The organism is Paenibacillus sp. 01T422 (genome assembly GCF_056398785.1).
On record NZ_JBFTQB010000005.1, the window covers coordinates 1 to 26,186 of the forward strand.

General features: G+C 43.1%; 17 protein-coding genes and 1 pseudogene. 16 read left to right on the top strand and 2 right to left on the bottom strand.

The annotated features are described in order from the left end of the window. The 5 genes from AC1DUA_RS00535 to AC1DUA_RS00555 form a co-directional block, all read left to right on the top strand. The coding region (locus AC1DUA_RS00535) for a spore germination protein (protein ID WP_477497861.1) at positions 1 to 519 on the top strand (519 nt) is incomplete at its 5' end. Continuing rightward, on the top strand, positions 516 to 1,616 hold the full coding sequence (locus AC1DUA_RS00540; protein WP_477497862.1) for a GerAB/ArcD/ProY family transporter: 1,101 nt from the start codon (positions 516 to 518) through the stop codon (positions 1,614 to 1,616). The genes AC1DUA_RS00535 and AC1DUA_RS00540, both read left to right, overlap by 4 nt. Further along, the gene (locus AC1DUA_RS00545; protein WP_477497863.1) at positions 1,613 to 2,731 is read left to right on the top strand and encodes a Ger(x)C family spore germination protein; all 1,119 of its coding nucleotides are present in this window, start codon (positions 1,613 to 1,615) and stop codon (positions 2,729 to 2,731) included. The genes AC1DUA_RS00540 and AC1DUA_RS00545 overlap by 4 nt, the downstream gene beginning before the upstream one ends. Then, on the top strand, positions 2,728 to 3,828 hold the full coding sequence (locus AC1DUA_RS00550) for a GerAB/ArcD/ProY family transporter (RefSeq protein ID WP_477497864.1): 1,101 nt from the start codon (positions 2,728 to 2,730) through the stop codon (positions 3,826 to 3,828). Before AC1DUA_RS00545 ends, AC1DUA_RS00550 begins: the two co-directional genes overlap by 4 nt. Beyond that, positions 3,825 to 4,943: a Ger(x)C family spore germination protein gene (locus tag AC1DUA_RS00555; protein ID WP_477497865.1), complete on the top strand. Its 1,119-nt coding sequence runs from the start codon at positions 3,825 to 3,827 to the stop codon at positions 4,941 to 4,943. Before AC1DUA_RS00550 ends, AC1DUA_RS00555 begins: the two co-directional genes overlap by 4 nt. 86 nt (positions 4,944 to 5,029) lie before the next feature. Here AC1DUA_RS00555 and AC1DUA_RS00560 read toward each other — a convergent pair whose 3' ends face one another. Then, positions 5,030 to 5,800, bottom strand: coding sequence for an MFS transporter (locus tag AC1DUA_RS00560; protein WP_477497866.1), 771 nt, complete (start codon positions 5,798 to 5,800; stop codon positions 5,030 to 5,032). 50 nt (positions 5,801 to 5,850) lie between these two features. On the opposite strand from AC1DUA_RS00560, the pseudogene AC1DUA_RS00565 reads away from it, so the two are divergent. Continuing rightward, positions 5,851 to 6,447 (top strand): annotated as a pseudogene (locus AC1DUA_RS00565) (ABC transporter permease subunit); the annotation flags it as partial. Between the two features lie 159 nt (positions 6,448 to 6,606). On the opposite strand, the gene AC1DUA_RS00570 reads toward AC1DUA_RS00565, so the two are convergent. Beyond that, the gene (locus AC1DUA_RS00570) at positions 6,607 to 7,164 is read right to left on the bottom strand and encodes a GbsR/MarR family transcriptional regulator (protein ID WP_477497883.1); all 558 of its coding nucleotides are present in this window, start codon (positions 7,162 to 7,164) and stop codon (positions 6,607 to 6,609) included. A gap of 288 nt (positions 7,165 to 7,452) precedes the next feature. Here AC1DUA_RS00570 and AC1DUA_RS00575 point away from each other — a divergent pair, with 288 nt between their 5' ends. From AC1DUA_RS00575 to AC1DUA_RS00620, 10 genes are all read left to right on the top strand, one after another. Next, a complete protein-coding gene (locus AC1DUA_RS00575; RefSeq protein ID WP_477497884.1) occupies positions 7,453 to 8,523 on the top strand; it encodes a putative 2-aminoethylphosphonate ABC transporter substrate-binding protein in 1,071 nt (356 codons plus the stop codon). A gap of 42 nt (positions 8,524 to 8,565) precedes the next feature. Then, positions 8,566 to 9,603, top strand: a complete 1,038-nt coding sequence (locus AC1DUA_RS00580) for an ABC transporter ATP-binding protein (RefSeq protein WP_477497867.1) — start codon at positions 8,566 to 8,568, stop codon at positions 9,601 to 9,603. 13 nt (positions 9,604 to 9,616) lie between these two features. Then, on the top strand, positions 9,617 to 11,317 hold the full coding sequence (locus tag AC1DUA_RS00585; RefSeq protein WP_477497868.1) for a putative 2-aminoethylphosphonate ABC transporter permease subunit: 1,701 nt from the start codon (positions 9,617 to 9,619) through the stop codon (positions 11,315 to 11,317). Between the two features lie 29 nt (positions 11,318 to 11,346). Beyond that, positions 11,347 to 12,129 carry an HAD family hydrolase gene (locus tag AC1DUA_RS00590; RefSeq protein ID WP_477497869.1) on the top strand — a complete coding sequence of 261 codons (783 nt, stop codon included), beginning with the start codon at positions 11,347 to 11,349 and terminating at the stop codon, positions 12,127 to 12,129. Then, complete coding sequence (locus tag AC1DUA_RS00595) at positions 12,119 to 12,460, top strand: DMT family transporter (protein WP_477497870.1); 342 nt, start codon at positions 12,119 to 12,121, stop codon at positions 12,458 to 12,460. Before AC1DUA_RS00590 ends, AC1DUA_RS00595 begins: the two co-directional genes overlap by 11 nt. 39 nt (positions 12,461 to 12,499) lie before the next feature. Next, positions 12,500 to 17,134, top strand: coding sequence for an S-layer homology domain-containing protein (locus AC1DUA_RS00600; RefSeq protein WP_477497871.1), 4,635 nt, complete (start codon positions 12,500 to 12,502; stop codon positions 17,132 to 17,134). 38 nt (positions 17,135 to 17,172) lie between these two features. After that, positions 17,173 to 18,228, top strand: coding sequence for an Ig-like domain-containing protein (locus tag AC1DUA_RS00605; protein ID WP_477497872.1), 1,056 nt, complete (start codon positions 17,173 to 17,175; stop codon positions 18,226 to 18,228). A 114-nt stretch (positions 18,229 to 18,342) separates the two neighbouring features. Beyond that, the gene (locus AC1DUA_RS00610; RefSeq protein ID WP_477497873.1) at positions 18,343 to 19,419 is read left to right on the top strand and encodes a HupE/UreJ family protein; all 1,077 of its coding nucleotides are present in this window, start codon (positions 18,343 to 18,345) and stop codon (positions 19,417 to 19,419) included. 334 nt (positions 19,420 to 19,753) lie between these two features. After that, a complete protein-coding gene (locus tag AC1DUA_RS00615; RefSeq protein WP_477497874.1) occupies positions 19,754 to 23,521 on the top strand; it encodes an Ig-like domain-containing protein in 3,768 nt (1,255 codons plus the stop codon). A 209-nt stretch (positions 23,522 to 23,730) separates the two neighbouring features. Beyond that, positions 23,731 to 26,037, top strand: a complete 2,307-nt coding sequence (locus tag AC1DUA_RS00620; protein WP_477497875.1) for a helix-turn-helix transcriptional regulator — start codon at positions 23,731 to 23,733, stop codon at positions 26,035 to 26,037. The last annotated feature ends 149 nt before the right edge of the window (positions 26,038 to 26,186 follow it).

Genomic DNA, 26,186 nt, shown 5'->3' on the forward strand with positions numbered 1-26,186 from the left:
TCCAGGGCCAGGGTACCTTTCCCTCCCATTATAGAGGCATTTCTAATGGAGATATCGCTAGAGATGCTTCGGGAAGCAGGTTTACGTCTTCCGGGTCCAATTGGACAAACGATTGGTGTCGTAGGAGGTATCGTCATTGGTCAGGCGGCGGTCCAAGCGGGGATTGTAAGTAATATTATGGTGATTGTCGTTGCGATTACGGCTATTTCTTCATTCATCATCCCTGATTTCGACATGTCCTCCTCGTTGCGATTACTCCGTTTCCMTATGATGCTAATGGCCGCGTTGTTCGGTATGGTGGGCATTCTGATTGGGCTCATGATCATCGGGGCACACCTGATTTCAATGGAGTCATTTGGCGTATCCTACGGAAGTCCGATTGCTCCCATTCGACTGTCTGATTGGAAAGATGTTTGGATTAGAGTCCCGATGTGGAAAATGAAAAAGCGCCCGCTCTCGACCGATCCAACTCAACTTATCAGACAAGGTGCAAACAGAGAAGGTGAAGATCAACCATGAATACCTATTCGTTTAATCAACTTTCTTTGAAACAATACATCTTCATTATATCTGAAACGCAAATCGGGATTGGTGTCTTGTCCCTGCCAAGTGATTTAGCTAAATCAGCTGGTACTGATGGCTGGCTTGCCATACTAGCAGGTTGGATTTTGTCTATATTGGCAAGCTTATTTGTCATTCGAATTATGGATAAAAACCCCGGAAATACGTTAATTGAGCTACTGTCAAAATATTTCGGCAAATGGATGGGGAAAGGTCTATCGGTTCTTTGGATTCTGTATACGGCATATGCAGCAACAGTGGCCTTGTTTTCAACGATCTATATCATAAAGCTATGGGTCATGCCTGAAATGCAGGATTTTATTTTGATGATCTTGTTTATTGTCCCTATCTATATGATCACGAAGCAAGGTGTCAGGATCATAGGAGTCTCCGCAGAGTTAATTTTTCTAGTCTCAATGTGGATGCCTTTCTTTTTATTCTATACACTAAAGGATTTTCACTGGCTTTTCCTTCTTCCAATCGCTAGAGATGGCTTGATGCCTATTCTGTCTACGGTAAAAACCACGATCTTTTCTTTCCTTGGGTTTGAATTGGCCTTTATTCTATATCCGTTTCTCAAGGACAAACAATCCGCGTCGAAAGGAATTGTGATTGCAAACTCGTTAACCATGGTTATTCTTGTATTGGTTACCGTCATCTGTTATATCAGATTTTCTCCGGAGGAGATCACTGACTATACGTATCCCACGCTCACCTTATTAAAGCTCATCCGATTGCCGTTTTTAGAACGGTTGGAGATTACTTTTCTTACTTTCTATCTACTTATACTTTTAATAACAGTCATTCCGTACCTCTATACAACAGCGTTAGGTGTAACTCAATTATGCGGTAAGCAAGATCATCGAAATGTATTGCGTATCATCATATGTCTCTGGATCCTAATGTCATTCCTGTTCTCTCCATCTTCTTCGCAAGTAGCTCAATTGGGTGTATGGTTTGGGCAGTTAGGTACCTATTTCGCCTTTCTATTACCCCTATTTCTGTGGATTTATGGTTGGCTGTTTCAACTTGCTCGAAAGGGACAAATTCAATGAAGAAGCGGCGCGGTATTTTCATCACTTTGGCAGCTTTATTTGTCATAACGGGGTGCGGTAAGGAAGTCTATATCGAGTCACAACAGTTTGTGATTGCTGCGGGTATAGATTTTGATGAGGAAAAGAAGTTGGTCATGTACACATCATCTCCTGTCTTCAGTGGGGAAGCGAAGGAGAAATATAGAATTACAGCGACGACTGTAGATACGGTACGTGAAGCTAAGAAGAAATTGGACGTGAAAACAAACGGGAAAATTGTAACAGGAAAATTGCAAAGCTTATTGATTAGCAAAAATTCGCTGCGTCAGACCAATATATTGCCTTATTTGGATGTCTTTTACCGCGATCCCAAAAATGAAATTAATGCAAATGTGATTGTGGTTGAGGGAAATGTGAAGGACGTTATGTATACGAATATGAGCGATAAAGGATCATTGGATGTTGTGATCAAACAATTGGTAGAAAGCACTTATCGAAGCAGAATTGCCGTGATAACTACACTGCAGCAATTCCATCAACAGATAATGGATAGCCGAATAACGCCAAGCTTACCTGAAATGAAAGTAGAGAAGAATGAGCTTGTTATTTCAGGAACCACGCTTTTACATAAAGATGGTACCTATGCTACTTCTTTGAACAATCAAGAGAGCTCTCTCTTGCTCTTGTTGCGGCGCGATACGAACAATCCCATACCGTTGACTGTACACCTTCCTCCAGAGATGTTTCATACAGATAATGAAATGTCCTATGTTAGTTTCAATATTAATAACATACATGTTGACTTCAAGCCGAAATTCGATGGAAACCATCTAACAATCGATATCCAGATGAAGGTTATGATCGATTTAATGGAACGTATGTTTACTTTGGACATGGAAAAAATGGGGGGAATACTGGTACAAGCTATTGAACAAGAGCTGAAAAAACAATGTGAGGCTTTAATTAAGAAAGCGCAGGATAATCAAGTCGATCCCTTTGGTTTCGGAATTTATGTATCGGCGTATGACTACAAAGGGTGGATGAAGGTAGAGGAGCACTGGGGCAAAACTTTTTCCGAAGCAACCGTAAATTATTCCCCCAAAGTTGTCATCAAAAATATTGGAGTTGCTGAATGAACAAGTACTCGATGAATCAAATCTCCTTGAATCAATTCATCCTTATTATAGTTGAAAACCAAATTGGGATTGGCATTCTATCCCTTCCTCGCAATTTAGCTGAATCAGCTGGTACAGATGGATGGATATCCATTATTTTGGGTTGGATTGTGGCTATACTGCTCAGCCTAGTTATCATACGAATTATGGAGAAAAATCCCGGGTGTACGTTATTCGAAATATTAACTAAGTACTTCGGAAAGTGGGCGGGTAACAGTTTAGTAATAGGATGGGTACTACTCTACGCATGTATCACAAGTACAATCATGTTTACAGCGGTTCATATCATCAAAATTTGGATTAATCAAGGTACGCCGAACTACATGTTAATGATCCTGTTTGTCATTCCTATCTATATGGTTGCCAAGCAGGGCTTAAGGGGAATCGGACACTTTGCCGAGCTTGTTTTTATTGTTACGATGTGGATGCCTTTCTTGTTGATCTTAACTTTACAGGATACGCAATGGATGAACCTTATACCGATTGGCAAAGAGGGGATTTCCCCCATTCTATCATCCGTAAAATCTACCTTATATTCGTTTACCGGATTTGAAGTGGCTTTCTTCTTTTACCCTTTTCTAAAGGACAAGAAATCCGCGTCTAAGGGAATTGTTTTGGCAAATTCAATAACTATGTTGATCTATATAGCGGCTGTAATTGTCTGCTTTGTTAAATTCTCTAGAGCTGAGATCATGGACTACGTTTATCCCACACTTAACGTATTGAAGTTGATTCGACTGCCTTTTTTGGAACGGCTGGAGATTATATGTTTGCCCCTGTTTTTGGTTTTCACGTTCATGACAATTATTCCTGTACTCTATGTGGCAGCACTTGGAGCAAGTAAATTATTAGACAAGCAGGATCATCGGAATTTTTTGCGAATCATCCTGACCCTATGGATCCTAGTGTCATTCTTTTATATCCCAACTACTTTTCAAATTACTAAAATGGCCAAGATAGTGGAAGTGTTAACTTTATATTTTTATTATGTGTTCCCAATTTTCCTTTGGATCTACGGATGGATTTTTCATTTCGTTAGGAAGGAAGTCAGGCAATGAAGAGGCTTGTTTATGTTTTGGTAATAGGGGCAGTTTGGTTGTTTATGACGGGGTGCGGTAGTACCGCTTATTTAGAAAACCAACAGTTTGTTCTCACAGAGGGCTTAGATTTTGATGAGAACAATAAGCTGGTCGTGTTCACGTCAACGCCTGTCTTCAACGAAGAAGCTACTAATAAATATAAAATCTCATCCTCATTGGCTAATTCGCTGCGCGATTCGAAACGGTTAATTGATAGTAAGACAAGCGGCAGGCTTGCATACGGAAAATCGCAAAATTTGCTAATAGGGAAAAAACTGCTGCAGCAACGTAATGGATATCCGTATTTGGATGTTCTCTTTCGTGATTCCCGAAATGAAATTAACGGGAATGTCATAATGATCAATGGAACAGTAAAAGATGTGATGTATACGAATATGAGCGATAAAGGTCGAGTCGCCAACGTAATCAAACAACTAGTAGATTCTTCCTATGAGGGACGTGTTACCGTGAAGACGACGCTACAAAAATTTCATCAGCAAATGAAAGATAAAGGAATGACGCCCGCGTTAACGGAAATCACATCAGAGAAGAATGATCTCGTGGTTACTGGCACAGCGCTTTTACATCAAGACGGCACCTACGCGGCTTCTTTGAATCTTCAAGAAAGTTCTCTGCTTCTATTATTGCAGCGAGATACGAAAAATTACATACCGTTAACGTTCCACCTACCTGCTAAAATGTTCCATACCAATGAAAAAATGTCCTTTGTAAGTTTCAATATAAAAAAAGCAAAATCTAAGTTCAAGGCGATATTCGAAGATGATCATCTTGCCATCGATATTGCGATGAAGGTTCATATCGATTTGACGGAGCGAATGTTTGAAATAAGCATAGAGGAGGAGAAAAAAAAGCTGGAACAAGCTATAGAAAATGAACTAAAAAAAGAATGCGAGGCTTTGATCAAGAAAGCTCAAAAATATAACGTAGACCCATTTCAGTTTGGCATTTATGTACGCGCGTATCACAATAAGAATTGGAAGAAAATAGAGGATAACTGGGGAGGTGCGCTATCTGAAGCAACGATAAATGTTTCACCTAAAGTAACCATTGAAAGTATTGGGGCTTCTGAATAGAAGCTAAGCGCAACATCAATCAAAAAAGAACCCTAAACATGTTAGGGTTCTAATTTATGATTCTACTTATGAACGAAATTCGCAGCCTATTTCTTCACTTTTCTTCCTACGAACACCCAGTATAGAGTTAAACTCAAAAGGGTGATAAGTACAAGAATGAATATGATATTACTGAACATGGAAGCATCAGGATTGCTTGTCATTCCTAGGAAGCTTGTTCGCATCGAGGAGCGGTCCATCATGGCTGCTGTATAGGCAATTCCGATTGACATCGCGACGCTAAGTGTCAAATTATAAAACCCGACTACGGTTCCTGTTTTTTCTTTATCAATAGTACGTATACAAGAATCAATTAATGGTGCGTACATGAAGGCAAATGAGCTAGAGAATAACACCATGGAGACAACCAATATAACGATCGACGTTTCTCCAAAGAACGCGCCTAGTAATAAGCTTAATACAATACAAGACATTGCGAGTATAATGCATTGTTTGCTTCCCAGATACTTCGCAATTTTTCCGGAAAGAGCCCCGACGATCGTAGCTCCAATAAAGCCAGGAATCATTAATAATGAAATGGTATCTAGCTTCAAGCCATACATCTTTTCGAGCAAGAATGGAAATAAGAAGATATAGGCTAGCTGAACAGAATAAATGACAAAGGCCACGGCAAGTAAGGAGATAAACTGTACATTTTTGAAGAAGGATATGCCAATAAACGCTTTTGAGTTTTTACTGATATAACCAAGGAATAAAATAACGGCAACAACAAATAAGAGCAGGTAAACCCAATTGAAATCGGATATATATAGGAGCAGAGCGGCTGAAATGATTCCTACTAGGAATAATCCTAACACATCGACATGACTGTTTTTTGCTTCTTCTTTAGGAAGATACTTTAAAATAAATGGAAGCTGTATATGGCGCTAACTCCCTATATTTCGATATGAAACCGAATCAATCTCAGCCTATCGGCGGTTTGAGACCTGACTTTAGTAAACTAGGAACAGGTTCTATTGGTTCCGATGCCACATATTCATTACCTTACATCGTTATTATTGCTGTCGCTGTAGCGATTCTCGTCTGGATTGTGTTCAATAAAACGAAGCTTGGGAAATACATGTACGCGATTGGCGGCAACATCCACGCCGCAGTCGTTTCGGGGATTAACGTTAACCGTTACCTGATTTACATATACTCCATCGCAGGTGCTTTGTACGGATTGGCTGGAGTGCTGGAAGCAGCAAGAACCGGTGGTGCAACGAATAACTATGGAAACATGTACGAGCTTGATGCGATCGCAGCTTGCGTAGTCGGCGGCGTGTCGACATCCGGTGGTATCGGAACGGTTCCCGGCGTTCTTGCGGGGGTATTGATTTTCAGCGTTATCAACTACGGTTTGACGTTTATCGGAATCAGCCCTTACTGGCAGTTAATCATTAAAGGTGTCATTATCGTTGCTGCGGTAGCTTTCGATATGCGTAAATATATGAATTCTAAATAGCAATAGCAACCATTCCACAAAAGACTAACATATATGTTAGTCTTTTGTGGAAAAAGTGCGCAAAAAAAGCCATTTCTAGGAATGGCTTTTTTTCAGTGATGCATCTGGTTGTACATCCGTGGGCGTCGGCTATTAACAGGCCCGCGCGCTTGTTATTGCYTAGACTTGGCCATCTTTGAAAAAATCCCCTTGGCGCAGGGCGTCGATAAACTGCTGCAGCCATTCATAATACTTCTTCGCATGCCGGAGTTTATGCAGATCTTGAAGCGCAAGCTTCCGTTCCTCATCCGTAATGTGCTCTTCAAGGATGAGATCAGTTAACTCAGGAAAAGCCAGATCGATAGCGCCATTCATAACATCAACTTCACGCTGGAGCTTATGCGAGAAGAAGCGCTGAAAGGTACGGAAAAAATCGGTTTCCGCGGCGTACAGCTCTTTTCGATCCTGTTTTTCGTCCAGCTTGTTGACCATCTGGGATTCAACGAGTGCTCTTACGGCGTAGCTCATGTTGCTTTTGCTCATGTTCATATGTAATTTCATCTCGTCGAGCGTCATCGGCCGGTTCTCAAAGAACATAATGCCGTACAACTGCCCCGACGAATGAGTGGCTCCGTATAAGTCCATTGTTTCCGCCATGGCATTAATCATATTTTTTCTAATGCGCAGCCGCCTATCGGCGTTTTCTTCCTTTTGGGACACGACCCGTTCACTCTCCATTACCTTTTATAAAACGTATGTTCAGTATTTCTTGAATTTATCTCTTCTATTATAGCAAAAATAGCGCCGCGAACGCGAATTGAGATTTCTACGCCTTTTACATAATATTTACGTTCGGTTAACAGTCATTTGACACAACGAACTTAAATTCAATGTACAATATTTTTTGTACAGTCAATGGAAAGAGGTGTTATTTCGCGTTTTCGTCTGTAAATTAAAATTATTTTGAATTAAGAAAAATGACAAAAGGGAGAGCATACGGTGAAAATCAATTTTAAATGGAAATCAATGGCGGCTATGTTAGTCGTTACAGGCTTACTTGCAGGTTGCGGTGCAGCAAAGCAGGAGGGAGCGGCTCCAAGCAGCGGCCAGCCAAGTCAGGCGCCTGCGGTGACAGGAAAGCCAGCTGAAATCAACGTATATACGGCGATGGAGGAGGAGCAGATCAAGACTTATCTAACCTCCTTCAAGTCTCAGAACCCAAATGTGAAGGTCAACATTGTACGCGATTCAACAGGAATCATGACAGCGAAGTTAATTGCTGAGAAGGAAAACCCGCAAGCTGATGTTATCTGGGGGCTGGCTGCAACGAGCCTGCTCATCATGGATGATCAGAAAATGTTGGAGCCCTACKCGCCAAAAGGTGTAGACCGGGTACTGCCAGAGTTCAAAGATAAGTCGGATACACCGAAATGGGTTGGCATCGATATTTGGGAGACAGCGATTATCGTCAATACGATGGAGATGGAAAAGCGCAAATTGGCAATTCCTCAATCTTTTGAAGATCTTGCAAAGCCGGAATACAAAGGATTGATCGCAATGCCGCATCCGGCCTCCTCCGGCACTGGATACTTGACCGTGAACGCGCTTAATCAGCTTTACGGGAAAGAGAAATCATGGCTCTACATGGACAAGCTGCATGAAAACATGATGGTGTACACGCACTCCGGCTCCAAGCCTGCTAAGATGGCTGCTTCTGGTGAAGCTCCGATCGGCATCTCTTATGGATATAGCGGTATTGTGGAGAAGAAAAAAGGAGCTCCGGTCGAAGTGATTTTCCCTAAGGAAGGCTCTGGTTGGGATATGGAAGCGAATGCTCTCGTGAAGAAAAAAGACATCAAGCCGGAATCGAAATTGTTCCTCGACTGGGCGATCAGCGACGAGCCGATGAAGGAATACAACAAAAATTACGCAATCTTGAGCATCAAACAAGAGGGTGGTAAACCACCTGAAGGCTATAGCAAAGATCCGGTATCGCAGCTCGCGAAGCTCGACCTTTACCAAGCTGCCCGTGATCGAGATACCGTCCTTACGGAATGGGAGAAGAAATATGGATCCAAGGCGGAGCCTAAAAAGTAAGTTCTCCAATCGGCATCTCACGTATACAAAGGGGCAAAAGGTATGAAGCCAGGTTATTTATCGCTACAAGGCATAGCTAAGCATTACGGAAAACAAATTGCGCTGCAGGACATTTATTTGGATGTTGCCAAACATGAGTTCATCTGTCTCTTGGGACCAAGCGGCTGTGGCAAAACAACACTGCTGCGTATCTTGGCAGGATTGGAACAAGCGGACCACGGGAAATTGGTCATTTCGAGTAAAGATATTACCAACGTGCCAGCAGGGAAACGAAACTTCGGCATGATGTTTCAATCGTACGCGCTGTTCCCTAACTTATCGGTCGGTGAGAACATTGCATACGGATTGCGCAAACGCTTGTCCAAGGCTCAAATCGCTGATCGGGTGGAGGAATTGCTCGAATTGGTAGAGCTGGGTGAGCAGCGTCACAAAGTTCCTGCACAATTGTCGGGAGGCCAGCAGCAGCGGGTCGCACTCGCTAGGGCACTGGCGTTCTCGCCGGACTGTCTGCTGCTTGACGAGCCGTTATCCGCACTCGATGCCAAGGTTCGTGTCAAGCTGAGACGTGAAATTGGCCGTCTGCACCGGCAGTTCGGCATGACGACAATTATGGTGACGCACGATCAGGAGGAGGCGCTGACGATGGCAGACCGTATTGTGGTCATGAATAAGTCGCGTATTATTCAGGTCGGTACACCGAATGAAGTGTATGAAAATCCGAGAACGCCGTTCGTTGCTGATTTTATCGGTGCCGTCAATTTTATCGGGATGGACAAAGATAAGCACGGCGACACGGCGCTCGCGATCCGTCCCGAGCATGTCCAGTTGGTGCGTGAAGATTATGATAAAGGAAAGCAAGGCATCGTGCGAGAGCTTGAGTATCGAGGGACTCATTATCGCCTCGTTGCAGAGCTTCAGAGTACGCAGGATACGCCGTCTCAGCAGCTCGTTGTCATCGACGTGCCTGCAGAATCAATGATTTCCTTAAAGATCAGGATGAACCAGAAGATTTTCTTCTCTTTCCCTCCGAAGCATGTGATTCGGTTTGAATCGTCAGCTGATCTAGCAGCTGCTCAGTGAGAGGACGATGAATATGGACATCTGGTTAAAAAGAATGAGGCCGAATGTGGGCTCTTGGAGTCAAAATATCGTCATGGTCACGATGACAATAGCGCTGTTGATCGCAATCCTTCTACCACTCGGGGAGCTTGTGATGAAGGCGGTCACTGATCAAGAAGGTAAGTTTGTAGGACTGGCCCACTTCGCTCACTATTTTTCGACACCTGCCTTGGTTGCATCGCTATGGAATTCCATCAAAGTATCGACGATGACGACATGTATTGCTGTGACGCTTGGCTTCGGATTTGCTTATGCGCTGGAGAGAAGCGGAATTCGGGGGAAATGGTTTTTCCGGTCTATTGCATTGCTGCCGCTTTTCGCACCTTCCATGCTGCACGGACTGTCGCTTATCTATTTGTTCGGCAATCAAGGGCTTATCTCGACCGGTTTCTTCGGTTTGCTGCCCGAAGTCCGCATTCCGCTCTACGGACCGGTAGGTATTGTTATCTCAGAAGCGCTATATACCTTTCCGCAAGCTTACCTGATGCTGTCTGTTGCACTCAAAAGTGCCGATTATCGGCTATATGAAGCGGCTGAGACGCTCGGCGCTTCTAAATGGCGCACGTTTTGGACAGTAACCGTCCCTGGCACGAAGTTCACGCTAATCGGTACCGTGTTCGTTTGTTTTGTTCTTACGTTCACGGATTTCGGTGCTCCGAAGGTCGTGGGAGGGCAGTTTAATGTCCTCGCGACGGATTTGTACAAGCAGGTAATTGGCCAGCAAAATATGCAAATGGGTGCTGCCGTCGGTGTACTGCTGCTTATCCCAGCCATTGTTTCTTTCGTTGTCGATCGCATTTCCCAGCGTAAACAAAGCGGTTGGTTAAGTGCAAAATCGACGCCTTATCGGATCATAGCAAATAGACGGAGAGATATTTGGTTCTATGCTTTATGTTCCGCAGTGTCGGCAATTATTCTCGGAATTTTTCTTGTCGCCATTTACGGATCCCTGGTGAAAGTATGGCCGTATAACCTGTCCATTTCCTTCGCCCGCTATGAAGGATTATTCGAAGGTGCGGGACCGTTCGCGAACAGCCTGCTCATCTCGTTAGGCACTGCTATAATCGGCACTCTGGCTACCTTTATGCTCGCGTATCTCATTGAGAAATCGCGTGGTTATCTGATTGTGCGCCATGCGGCTTATTTCCTGTCCATGCTGCCATTAGCTCTGCCAGGTCTGGTGCTGGGTCTCATTTACGTGTTCTTTTTCAACAATCCGAATCAGCCCTTTAACGGGATTTACGGTACCATCTGGATTGTCATCCTATGCAATATCGTACATTTCTATTCGGTTTCCTTCTTGACCATGACCTCGTCGCTGAAGAAGCTGGACAGCGAAATTGAGGCCGCATCGGAATCGATGAACGTGCCTTGGTACCGGACGCTGCTTCGGGTAACCGTGCCGCTTTCGATGCCGACGATACTAGAAATATTCATTTACTTTTTCATCAACAGTATGGTGACGGTATCGGCGGTTATCTTCCTGTATGCGCCAGACTTGAAGCCTGCGGCAGTAGCTATCGTTAATTTAGAGGATTCAGGTGATATTGCTCCTGCAGCAGCGATGTCCACACTAATTATTCTGGCAAATCTGCTGGTTAGAACGATAATCATGGGTTTGTCCGGAAAACTGCGTAAGACAACGGAAGGGCTTTTGCTCAAAAAAGACAGTTAGTATTCATATTCGTACAGGAGAGATTCGGAATGCTGGAATTGATAATCAACAAGATACGCTATCCTGTAAAAGGAATTTTATTCGACAAGGACGGTACGCTGCTAGATTTTCTTCAATTATGGGGCAAATGGAGCGAGTTGATGCATCGTCATTATGAGAGCAAGCTCCCTGGCGGGAAAATCGACTCCCTCTCCGAGTTGTGGGGGACGATTCACGACGATGCAGGCCGCATTATCGGCTATAACCGCAATGGGCCGCTTTCGATGGGATCGATGGGTGACCTGCTTGCGATATTGGCCTGGCAGGGCTATCGTCTCGGACTTCCCTGGGGCGAAGCCATGCGGCTTGCGTGGGAGTGCAAGCAGCTAGCTGACGAGGAGATGGAACGGATTCGGCCTGCCTTTCCTTTGCCTGGCATGATTCCATTCCTGAAGCATTGCAGCGAGCTAGGCCTCTCGATCGGCATCGTAACGGCCGATGAGACGCCTGAAGCGATAAAGCATATGGAATGGATGGGCATCCTCCCCTATTTCAAGACAATTATCGGCAACGACCAGGTAGAGCGAGGCAAGCCATTTCCCGATATGGTCGAGAAGGCGTGTAAGGAGCTGGGCTTGCTGCCGGCTGATGTGGCCGTCATCGGTGACACGAACGGCGATATGCAAATGGGGAATTCGGCCGGGGTTGCCGTGACAATTGGAATACTTGGCTCGGATTCGGGACTTGCCAGAGAATGTGTACTGCAAGATGCGAAGGTGACAATCTCCTCATACGCAGAGCTTCATTTGGAGGAATCAAGGCATGACAGGTGAAAGCGGCTGGGGATGGACGCTGCTTATGCTTGCCATTCTGTTCGAATTATCCGGCACCACATCTATGAAACTGTCCGCTGGCTTCACGCATCTATGGCCGTCCATATGGATGTTTGTATTGTACGGCTGCAGTTTCACCTTGCTTAACTTTGCCCTGTCTTACATGAATGTTGGTGTCGCTTATGCGATTTGGTCCGGCGTCGGCATTGTCTTGATTACACTGGTAGGATTTGTCCTGTTTAAGGAATCGATCAATCTGAATCAAATGCTTTGGATGTCGCTCATCGTGATCGGTATCATTGGCCTGAAAATGAGCGGCAATGTTCAATAACAACAACTTAAATTACTTAAAATGAGGAGGTTTTCTCTAGTGAAAAGAATTTTATCGTGTACCCTTGTATTGACGATGATATTCGCGATGTTATCGACCACTGCATTCGCAGAAAAGGATGCTGCCAGCGCAACGGCCACGCCCCCTATTGCATCGATTAAATTTGATAATAATTTGAAGGACGATGCCAATCAAGAAGATTTGAAAGCAAATGGTAATTATAGTTATGTAGACGGTATATTACCCGGGACCAAAGCGCTGCACTTGGAAAGCGGCAATGGGAATTATGTCAGTACGCCGCATAGCTTGAAATTCGGTGACGAGAGTTTTAGCGTATCCTTCTGGTATAAGGGCGACACGAATAATAATCAGGTCATTTTATCGAACAAAGATTATAGTAACGGTTCTAATGCAGGCTGGGCGATTTACACATCCGCCAATTCGGTCAACATGAATTTTGGATTCCCGACCGCAAAAGTAAAAAACATTTCCTTTGGACGCAACACGTTTGATGCTTCTAATTGGCGTTACGTAACATTTGTTGTAGACAGAGAAAAAATGCTCGCATCGTTATATATTGATGCGTACAAAATGGCTGAAACTGCGCTGAGGCAAGGATCATTGGATACATCGAACCCATTAAATATCGGTTCCGATGGATTGGGCAACCTTGGCAGTAATGCATTCGATATCGCTGATCTAATGATTGGGAAAGGCGTCATTAGCAGTGATATCATTCAAGCGAATTATAATAGTTACGCTGGACATAAAGTAGACATGAAAGCACTTAACGACGTAGTAACAGAAGCAAATGCAATCGTAGCAGGAGGACTAGGCAACGGCTTCAGCGAAACCGATTTTAATTATTTGAATAAGGTTTTGAATATCGCAAATTCGGTTGCAACAACGCAAAAAGTAAAATTTTATACACAAGAAACGATCAATTATTATGAACGTGAACTAAGCAACGCCATATTCATCTATCAAAAAAGCAACAAAGTATTAACACCCGCTGACTTAAATATAACGGATAGCAGCGACCCGGAAATCAGTAGTAATCCCGAAACAATCGCACGTGTGGAAGAAGATTATAGAAAAGCCTTGAGAGTATTCCCGCAGGCCGATGTATTGGTGCAGCCTGGTGACATTACCGGCGGTAACAATGCCAATGAATATGTGTGGATGGGTGAGCTAACAAAACTTTATAACAAACTTAAAGCTGAGGGCTTATTTGACACCACGAAGTTATATATCGTAAAAGGCAACCATGATATGAACGGCACCGAAAATTTAATCCCTGTCGGTACGGCAGGCGCATGGAACGAATCTACGAATTCGTACGACAACGATTTTTATAACAGTGCTTATAGGGTAAAGATTAAAGGATATAATTTGATCGGTTTTGACGCAAATATTAACAGCAGTAAAACGGTAGGAAAAGCCACAAATTACCTTAACCAAATTAAAAGCGAAACGGATTATGATCCAACAAAACCTATATTTGCAATGTCTCACTATCCGATAAGCGGTACCGTGTGGTCGTCGGCATGGAGCAGCGGTGCAAGTAATGCTTTCGGTAAATATATTGCCGACAATAATTTCTCACAGGTGTTTTATATGTCCGGTCATACGCAATACGACCCGACCGACGAACGTTCTCTCTATCAAGGTGTGGCTACATATCTCGATTCCGGTGGGTCGAACTATTCCAGTTACATTGATGACGGTCCGTATGGCGGATATATAGAGGGCGCGTATATCAATTATAAAACCGTACCTCGCATCACGAATTTCTTAGAGGTTTATGGCACGAAAATTATCATCAAGCAGTATAATTTGGCGACAGATGAATTTGTAAGCATACCTCGTGTAGTCAATGTTGGTGAAGGCAAAGATGCCTTTACATACAGCAAGAAGGATGTAAGAGAACTTATAGCTCCGCAGTTTGATGAGGGGATTAAGGTTGATTCTCTTAAGAGCAACGAAGTTACTTTTACAATGAAGCAAGCTAATGATGATGTACGCGTTATGGAATATAATGTGGAGCTTATCAACAAGCTCACTGGGGACGTGGACAAATCATTTAACAGTCTTTCGCTGCCCCTAGACAAACCTTTCGATAAGTACAGACAATATAAGTTTACGGATCYATTGCCGAAAACGCCGTATCTACTCAGGGTTTTCGCAGCGGATTCCATGTATAACCGTTCGTCGCAGGAAATTGACATAACAACTACCGGTGTTAAATTAAACAGCATCACAACACCGGCAGCAATTGCCGGAGTGGACAACGGCACAGCGAAGACAGCGGTAGCTCTTGGATTGCCGCAAACTGTGAAATTGGATACCAATGATGGAGCTATGGATGCCAACGTGACTTGGAATGTTGGCGCGTCGAGCTATGACCCGGCTATCAAGACGGCACAAACCTTTACAATAGCTGGAGCTGTTACCTTGCCATCAGGGATGGAAAATCCAGACAACGTAGCTTTGACAACGAGCATCCGTGTAACTGTACTTGGACCGGCGGCAGTTTTTGTTAAGGCGGCAAACTATACTTCATCGAACAATGTACAGAATGAAAATACCAGTGACATTGGTGGTGGAGAGCATGTCGGATATATTGGTGTAGGCTCATGGATGGAATACACCAACATCGATATTCCGTCAACAGGAACATATACCCTGCAATACAGGGTGGCTGCCAATTACACAAATAGATCAATTATCAGTTTTATCGTAGACGGAGTTGCGCAAAAGACGACTGAATTACCGTACACGGGTGGCTGGACAAATTGGAAAACAGTCTCCGAAAAGGAAAAAATTGCACTGACGGCCGGTAAGCATACAATTAGACTTCTGACAATTGGAGACGGGTTTAACCTGAACTGGTTCAAGTTGTTTGCGCCGGATAAGACGCTCGTAAATATAACAGCACCAGCAGCAATCACAGAAGTTCTTAATGGAACAGCCAAATCGGCAGAAGCTCTTGGATTGCCTACCACGGTGGAATTGGTTACCGAGGAAGGAAATATGCAGGCACAAGTAACATGGGATGTGGATGCTACAACCTATGATGTATCCCAGAAGACGGCACAGACCTTTACTGTAAACGGAACTGTTGCCCTGCCAGAGGGTATAGCAAATCCGAATCAAGTGGCATTGACAACAAGTATCAGCGTGAGCGTGCTATCAGTGTCGAAGATGCCTCAAGCGACTTTGACAGGTTTACAGCAAGTGAACCGAGACCAAATCTTTGATGTAACCATGGGTCTGACAAATGTTACGCAAAGCGTATATCAGACGTTGTATGCCCAGGATTTGACGCTTCACTATGATCCGACGATTCTACAGCTCGATTCCATTACATCACGGAAAGACGGGTTTCAAGTCATTGATCATAAGGAGACAGCACCGGGACAAGTCCGGATTATGGCTGCCAGCGTGAGCGCGAACGTGCTTGCCCAAGGCGATTTGCTGGCATTTAAATTTAAGGCCGAAGCTGTGACTCAAGATACCGTTAAGACGACAATTTCACTAGATCATGTTGTGATTGCTAACGAACAGGGGAATGAGTTGCAGGTAAATGGTGCCTCCCATGAAATGAAAGTGACAGAACAAGACGATAACGTGGGCGAAATTCCAGCTATACCTACTGGTTTGGCAGCCACATCGGCAAGTTCGTCACAGATAAACGTAACATGGACCCATTCAGTAGACGCATCGGGATATGACTTGATGGTGGATGAAGGTATTCGAACAGATCTTTCAAGTCCGTTCGCACATACGGGTCTTGCAGCAAGCACTACCCATACGTATAAGGTGAGGGCCAAAAATTCGGCAGGTGTCAGCGAGTGGAGTGCTCAGGTGAGTGCAAGCACACAGAGTGATGAGTCATCTTCAACGCCAGACCCATCGCCAGATCCTACTCCGACGCCGGATCCAACGCCGACACCAGATCCAACACCAACACCAGATCCAACACCAACGCCTGAACCTACGAAACCTACAGGTGATGTATTCAATAGCAGCATTTTGAATGTAACGAACTTACTTCATGCTATCGAGTCCAAGGTAGAGGAAGCCAAGAAATCTAATGTTAAGATCGAACTGGCTGACATGAAAGGACACTGGGCGGAAAAGATTGTAGGTACGTTTGTGAAACTGCAGGCTATTGTTGGGTATCAGGATGGAACGTTCCATCCAAACGATAAAATCACACGCGCCGAGTTTGCAACGATCATTTCTCGTATATTCGGTGTTACCAGCAGCGCTAATCATGTGGTTGAACTGAATGATATAAACAGTCATTGGGCCAAAGACGCGATTAAGAAGCTTACAGATGCAGGAGTAATTGCTGGATATGGAGACGGAACCTTCAAGCCGGACAATACGATCAGTCGCGAAGAAATGGTCATCATTTTGTCCCAGATCATGGATTTAAGCAAGGTGGACAAGGATGCTTCGAAAGGCAACTTTACGGATATAGCAAGCGCAAGTCCGTATGCAGCGAATCTAATTAAGGATGCTGCGGCAGCAGGTATCGTCAGCGGCAAAGGCCAAGGCGTATTCGATCCACAGGGCGGCGCTACACGTGCAGAGGCTCTTACAATCGTTCTGAATGCATTGAACCTTCAGCCTCAAGTAAAAGCACTTTTGGAAGGTTTGAACTAAGATCAAGATGAAAATATGGTAGAAATGGGGATTGGCAAATGAACAAAAAACGAACACGAAACATGTTGCGTTTGATCGGCTGTTTTGCGGCAGTCATGATGTTGATTTTCCACGTGACCGCTGCATCTTTCATTCCTGTCGCTGAAGCAGCTGCCAGCCAGACTGTAACAATGGACAAACTCCAGTACCTCAAAACGGATACCATCACCATGTCATACACAGGTGCCGGTGGAAATGGGAAGGATTGGGTCGGCATCTATCGAACCGGAGCTGTTCCTCCAGGCGCCGGCGAATCGCTCAGATGGAGTTATTTAAAGTCTGGTGATGGGAAAGTTAGTGTAAACAATGCGTTGGCACCAGGGAAATATGATGCGCTCTATATGCTCAATGATGGTTATACGATCGTAGATCGCAAGACATTCGAAGTCGTGGATCGCGTTGTTGTTAACGGGGTGACGCTTGATCAACAAGACATCGTTATGACAGAAGGTGAATCCAAAACCTTAACGGCTACGGTTGCGCCAGCTAATGCAAACAATACCCAAGTTTCATGGGTAAGTAGTGATCCTGCTGTAGTAACTGTAACCTCAACAGGAAGTAGTGCTTCTCTGCTGATCGGTATTAGCCCTGGGCAGGCGACAGTGACGGCAGTAACTTACGAGGGGAATTTTACAGCTTCTGCGAATGTGACAGTAGACCCGACTTTACGGAGCATTGTCGCGATTGCTCAGGCTAAACACGATGCGGCAGCGGAAGGCAATGAAGATGGTCTGTATTCGGCGGGCTCCAAAGCTCAATTCCAGTCGACTATCGATGCAGCCAATGTGGTAGCAAAGGATTCGAATGCAACTCGGGAGCAGGTCGAGAGTTCGAAAGCTGCATTAGTAGCGGCCATGCAAGTATTTGAGAAGATGAGAATCAATACAGATGTCAATGGAGACGGTAAACACTCTGTTGGAGACTTGGCTTTCGTTGCTGGGGCATACGTCAAACAACAAGGTCATGAGAGCTGGAATGAAAAAGCGGATATAAATCATGACGGTAAAGTTGATATTGCAGAGCTGGCAATCGTTGCAAAAGCAAGTATGCAATAAAATTATTTTGGAAGTGATTTAGGTGAAAAATCTAGGAGTGGGAGATCCATAGTCTTCCTCTCCTAGACACCGATTTCTGCATTGGCCAAATTTATTAAAAGAGGTCCAGCATCTATGAATATAAAAACAATCCTCTCCTTCTTAATTATCGTATTATTTTTGGGGAAAGCTACAACTTCACTAGCACATACCCAAAGCATGGGATACTCGGATATTTTCGTTAAAGGAAACGAGATCAACTATCATTTATTTCTTGATCAACAGGACTTGCTTGGGCGATTTGATACCAACAAGGATAATAATATTGAGAATGAAGAACTGAACTCTCAGAAAGAAGGAATCGAATCATTCATAAAAAAAGATCTTCGAATAGATGTGGATTCGAAACCTTTGACGATGGACTTGCTTTCGATGGATGTAGTAACAAAGGATTCCACCAAGGGCGTATTGTTTCAATTAAGATTATCCGCCGATGAAGCGATTGAGCAGATTAACATTCATTACAATCTGGTGTTTGAAGATACGCCTCTGCATACAAGTGTGCTTATGGTCCATTCAGGGGGATTTTTCTATCAGGATATGCTAAATGTTGATAAAAAAGATATTCAAGTCACCTTTCCTGAGTCCGAGTTTGCCGAGTCCAAGACTGGCTCCGTTTTGTGGAAATACTTTGTACTTGGCATCGAACATATATTAACTGGCTATGATCATTTGGTGTTTTTGTTATCCTTAGTATTAATTGCTTCTCGCTTCAAGGATGCGTTGAAAATTGTTACCGCATTTACAATCGCGCACAGCATCACACTTTTCTTGGTGGCGTCGGGCCGCATTCAAGTCATCTCGTCTTGGGTAGAAGCCTTGATTGCCCTGAGTATCTGTTATGTGGCAGTGGAAAATCTGTTTGTTCAAAAGGCGAGATGGCGGTGGATATTGACAGCCTTATTTGGCCTGATTCACGGCATGGGCTTCGCTGGAGCTTTGGCCGAAACGGGACTTCCCAAGAGCAATCTGATTGGCTCACTCTTAACGTTTAATCTAGGTGTGGAAGCGGGACAGCTAATGATCCTATGTCTATTACTTCCCCTCTTGATTTGGCTGCGAAGATTCCCTTGGTATCGTAAAATGTTGATCTCAACATCTTGCCTTATTTTTATTCTGGCATTTTATTGGTTGATACAAAGATTACAATGAGGCCACTGAGGAAAGTCCTTGAAACCAAGGGCTTTTTTGAGTTTGGAAGCATAATTGCTTGAATGAAAAATGAGACCTTTGAGCTGCCGCCTAAACATAGGAGCACTTTGAAGGTTTTTTTACTGAACTAATCGTTTTACTCTATTTCTCTAGTTGTACAGTGTCAATGTACAGCAATTTTTGATTTTTACAGTTTCGTTGGTGCATCCTTTTATGTAATTGTAAACATATAAGATATAGAAAGGAGGCAAAGCGATTGGCCAGAATCATGGAAGCGCTTAACAGATGCTGAAGCAATTCATAAAATACCATTTTAAAAGACAGGGGTGTTTGCATGAAGGTATTAAGAAGAATAGCTAGTACGATATTAGCCTTTACTCTAGTATATAGTCCACTTACAGATATGGGGTTCTTATCCAAAGTACATGCTGAGGAAGCTAGTGCCAAGGCATTCTATGTAGCAAAAAACGGTAATGACACAAATAACGGAACATTGAATGCACCTTTTGCAACTTTGGAAAGAGCAAGAGATGCTATCCGTGAGCTAAAGAGTAACTCCGGTTTACCTGATGGGGGAGTTACCGTTTACCTTAGAGATGGTGTCTATAATCGTACGGCATCTTTTGAGTTAACAGAACAGGATTCAGGTACATCAAGTTCTCCAGTAACCTATAGAGCATATGGAAATGAAAAGGTTTCTATAATGGGTGGATACAATATAGATAAAGCGGCTTTTGCACCTGTAACAGACCAAGCAATCTTGGGCAGGATTCCGCAAGAAGCTAGAGATAAAGTAGAACAGATTGATTTAAAGACACAGGGCATAACAGAATTTGGTCAACTGACCAAGGCTGGATATGGTTGGCCGAAAACGGCGCCAGCACCTGAGCTATTCGTCAATGGTAACTCCATGACATTGGCGCGCTACCCGAATTCAGGATTTCTAACTACAGGAACGGTAGTTCGGCAAGGATTTATTCCACGTGATCATATGCCGGATATGCCGGCGGGAGACCCGAGCAATCCTAACTATGTTCCAGCGGATCAGTGGATGAGCCAACAAGCACCAATTTTTAAATATACCGATTCCCATACCGACAACTGGGCGCAGGAAAGTGATCCTTGGCTCTTTGGATATTGGAGATGGGACTGGGCGGATGACAATTTAAAGATTAAATCTATTGACACAGTAAATAAAACAATTGAGGCATCACAACCTAGTTTCTATGGTGTAATTAGCGGTCAGAGATACTATGCCTTTAATATGCTGAGTGAAATTGATATGCCAGGTGAATGGTATCTAGATAGAACTAGCGGCATTCTCTATTTATATCCTGAAAAGGACTTAAGTGGTAGCGAGATACAACTTTCAGTTCTTGAAACTCCGCTAGTTGATATGAAAATGACAAATTTTACAAACTTTATGGATATTACCTTTGAAGTTTCTCGCGGACATGGTATAAAGATGATTGATAGCTCCAACAATCGGATCGTGCATAGTACTTTCAGACGTCTCGGTCAAAAGGCTGTCATGATAGGCGACGAGGAGGCCTTGGCTAATGACCCGGGCAATGTTAAATTTAACAGCGGTTACACGGGAGGTAGCAATAACGCGGTTATCAGCTGTGATATTTACGATACCGGACAGGGCGGCATCTACATACTCGGAGGTAATAGAACAACACTTACCCCTGGAGGAAACTATGCGGAAAATAATCATATCTATCGATATGCACGCATTCTAAGAACCTATACACCAGCTATTTCCTTAAACGGTGTCGGAAACAGAGCAACCAATAATTTGATCCATGATGCGCCTCACATGGCTATTCAATTTAAAGGTAACGACAATGTTATTGAATTGAATGAAATCTATCGTGTGTGCCAGGAAACCAGCGATGCTGGGGTCATTTACTCCTTACGTGATTGGAGCTTCCGAGGTAATGTGATCAAAAATAATTATATCCATGATATAACAAATTTAGGTGGTATTGGTTCGTATGCTGTTTATCTTGATGATTTAATGAGCAGTTCGGAGATAACAGGAAATGTGTTTTATAATATTTCAAATAGCGCATTATTGATAGGCGGCGGCCGTGATAATACGGTTAAATACAACGTAATCATCGACAGCGGAAATTTTATTAACCTTGATAATCGTGGAGAAGGTTGGGCTGCTTACCATGCTGAAGCACCAAATGGGACAGCTTATAAAAATCTCATAAGTGTTCCATATAAACAGGAGCCGTGGGCGAGTAAATACCCTCAACTTGTGAATATTTGGGAGGATGGACCTAAGATACCTAAGGGAAATGTTGTGAAAGATAATGTACTCTATAATACAGTAGAGGGGAGTATTGCAGGCAGCGCAAAAACATATGGGACAATCGGCAATAATTTAAAATTGACAGCTAGCCAGGATGCAGGTTTTGTAGATAAGGCAAACAGGAATTTTGCACTAAAGGATAGTTCCATTATTTATCAGCAAATGCCTGACTTCCCCAAGATTCCTTTTGATAAAATGGGGTTAAAGCTGGATGAATACCGTACGAGCCTTGATACAAATATTGGGGATTTCCATTTGACTGCACCTACAAACGATTCAGCAGGTATGGATGAAAGTACGGATGTTATTTCCAAAACATTTTCAAGCGACTACAATGGTTTAGTATCCGTTTGGTATTATGACAATCTGTCTGGGACTACGAAACAGTTGGTAAGTGTTGAAGGCGGGAAGTGGATAGCTCTCGGTATTGATACAACTAAAACGGCTAGTAGCGGCTCAACAAAGTATCAGACACGTATAGACGGTACGTTTACTTCCTCGGGTGTCGATCGAACAAAAGGCTGGCATAAGTTTACCTGGGATTATACATCCGGGGATCATGTTGATTTGTCTATTGATGGCCAGAAAGTCGCAACAGCGGATTCCAAATCATTTAATAAAATAGCTATGGGAGACTTCTGGGGAGCAGCTGGAATTGGCTATTTTGATGATATTAAAATGGAGAATCTAAGACTAGCGGTTAAGGGTGTAGCGTTAAGCAAGACTAATATGGAACTAGAAGCAGGAGGGACTGGAGCTATCACAGCTACGGTAACGCCTGATGGTGCAGCAAACAAGAATGTTACATGGAATTCTAGCAACGATGCGATAGCATCCGTAGATTCGAATGGAGTCGTCACAGCCAATGTTGAAGGAACAGCAACCATTACAGCCACCACAGTAGAAGGCGGATACACGGCAAACTGTACGGTTACAGTGAATAAGTCGACGCCGAAAACAGTGTTAACAGGTTCACAGAATGTGAACTCGGGGGAAAACTTCATTTTGACGATGGGATTGAGTGGAGTTACACAAAGTGTATACCAGCAAGTGTACGCTCAAGTTTTTGAACTTGAGTATGACCCTGAAAGTTTGCAGTTTGATTCGATTACATCGCTGAAGGCAGGTTTCCAAGTCATCGATAAAAAAGAGACGGCGCCGGGGCAATTCCGGATTGTGGCCGCCAGCTTGGGCACGAACGTACCTGCCCAAGGAGATTTGCTCGCCATCAACTTCATAGCCACATCAGTGACTCAGGCAACAAACACGACAATCTCTGTAAGACATGTTGTTATTGCTAACAGACAAGGGAATGAACTACAGGTTGGCGGAGCCTCCCGTGAAATACAAATCAGCATACCTACCACCCCTGTAGATAAGTCTCAATTGAATGTGTCGATCACAAGCGCTCAGGCTAAGCACGATGCTGCAGTGGAAGGTAGTGACGATGGCCAGTATGTGATTGGCTCCAAAGCGCAATTGCAGTTGGCAATCGATGTGGCCAAAGAGGTTGTGAACGATTCGAATGCTTCCCAGTTGCAGGTAGATAATGCTAAAGCCGTGTTGGAAGCGGCAGTTCAAGTGTTTAATAGCAAGAGAATATCAGCGGATGTCAATAATCAACCAGGGGTTTCGATCGGAGACTTGGCGCAGGTTGCGGCTTCATATGGCAAACTACAAGGTCAGGCTGGTTGGAATGAGAAAGCAGATGTCAATCATGATGGCAAAATTGACATAGTAGACCTTGCTATTGTAGCCAAAGCAATTCTGCAATAAACCAACTAATGCTTTTTCATCCATGCAGATCTGTGTAACCCGCACAGGTCTGCTTTCTTGATCATTTCAGCCAAAATGTGGAAGGGGTGTGCAGAAGTCCTTGCGGGATTCACCCTACCAAAGTATGATTATGTCATTGCCCAAAATGAGGATATTGGCTCAAACCTMAGAGAAATGGACTCAGATAAAAATAGGTAAAGGGGCTCAATATGAAATTTTTCCAAATGTATAAAACAAGAAAATATTTATTGAAGCTGCTCCTTTCTATCACTTTATTGATGGTCGTGTTTTTAACTGTCAGTTCAACGCTTCTTTATTACAATTCGAACAAGAGCATGCTCCAAATGCAGCAGCAAGCGGATTTAAAGGTACTTTCGCAAATCAAATATAATATAGACTACATGTATGAAACTATGAAAAATATTACAGTCTCCACATACTTTGATTCAGACGTTATCTATTTATCTAACGTCGCTGTCATGGATAAAGGCGAGCTTGTGCAAAAATTAAACAGACTTGAGAAGACGGTTGCAAATTCATCGTTTTTGCAAAGTATTACGCTCTACAATGCCAAAACGGGTTGTTATTATTCGACCTTAAGAAATCTCAATTGTCAGGATGACGGTATGGATGGTGCAATCAATACGTATATTCAATTGCAGAAAGACATCCCGAAGTTGACATTTGTCCCACTTGCAATCGGTGAAACATCTGAGCCCGTACTCTCGATGTTTCTCTATGAAAACGTGGCAGGAAGCAAGTTGACTGTTACAACGAAGCCTTCTTGGCTGTTTGATAATATAGATAATATGAATAAAATTACGGCAGAGATAAGAAGTAATATTCTAATTATGGATATGGATGGAAATCCGGTATTGACTCAGCATCAAAGCGGTTTCACTTCCTCCGATGGGTTCGGGAAGGTGATTCACGACAGGATTAATGCCGGTGTAGTACAAGACTATTTTGTTTATGGTACTGGAAAAGATAAATCAATCATAAGCTTCACAACATCGAGCAAAAGCCAGTGGATTATTGCCAGCATAATGCCTTATGATGTCGTTCTCGGAAAGCTAGGCAACATGCAAACTATTTCTTTGGTGATCATCATAGGGTTTTTAATTCTATCGGTAGTGGGTTCATTTATTATCGCGTTTAAACTGTATGATCCGATTAATAATATGTTGGAGCAAATGTCAGGGGACCGTCGCAAAGAATTAGAAACGCGGTCAGATCTGGATGAATTGAATTTCATATCATCGCAATATCAGGAAGCTATGCATAAATTAGTTGAACACGAAAAGGAAGAACATATCACCAAAGATGCCCTCAAAACGTTCGCTTTACGGAGACTTATTTCGGATGCAAGTATGCCCATACAAGACGAAATTCAGCAAGTCAATTGGGAAATTGATCTCAGCCAGCCATTGCATGTATGTGCATTGCTAATTGACGATTTTCATGAATTTGAATCGAAGACAACTGATTCCGAAAAGAGACTTTACAAGTTCGCGATTAGTAACATTGCCAAGGAGCATGTTTCCAAGAGCTTAAACTGTGAAATTGTACCTATGAGGAATGATCATTTTGTCTTACTCATTGGTACTCAGCAGGATCATAAAAACGAAGGTTTATTTCAGTTGACTAAAATTATGAAAGAGCTTCAAGTTACTCTTTTTCAGTTTTACGGAATTTCACTTACCGTTTCAATCGGTGACGCGATAGATCAATTCCGACAGATCTCGCAGCAATATGGTCTTGTTATGGAGAATGCCTTGTATCGTATGATCTTGGGAAAGGGCAGTATTATCACACCGGTACGTGTGCAAAATAATAAAGAAAATATTGCCTTTCAGTTCCCTTTTGAAGCTGAGAAGAAATTTGCCGAATCGATAAAATCCGGACAAGGGAATGATTTTAAAGAGCAATTGGATCTATTGTTTCAACAGATAAGATTAATGCATTTTAACAATATGATGTACTCGATCTTGCATTTATTGGCTGTAGTCAACAATACGGTAAGGGAAATGAATAGCCATGCCGTTAGACAAATTATTCTGGACTTTAAATGGCATTTTCAGTACGTACTGAAGCAGGAAAATTTGGAACCGATACATGGCCTTTTTCTGGAGATCTTTCAAGACATTCAGAAACAACGCTCCCAAGATGTCAAAGTACAGTCCAACCAAATATTGATTGATACGATTAAAGAAATGATCGAAGAACAATTCGAAGATTTGAATTTGAGCCTTCAAAGCATTTCAGCTGCTCTGAAACTATCATCAGCAAATGTGAGTAAACTATTTAGGTTATATGAATCGAAATCGATCAGCGAATACATTAATGATGTTCGTTTGCAGAAGTCGTTAATATTGCTAGAGACTAGCGGTTACAGCATTAATCGCATTATGGAAATGGTCGGTTATAGTAATGAAAGTTACTTTTTCAAGCTTTTTAAGAAGAAGTTTGGTACGACACCGAAAGAATACCGTTTAAAAAGAGTCATCGATGAATAAGCTTTCCGGGCACATTAGTGCCTGGAAAGCTTTTTTACTCCCGCACAATGGGATAGTACAGTTATTTCGATATTATACGTGGAAATAGTAAAGTGTTTTTCATTTTTTACAGTAGTTTTTTTTGCGGTGCAACGTGATAATAAGGCCAT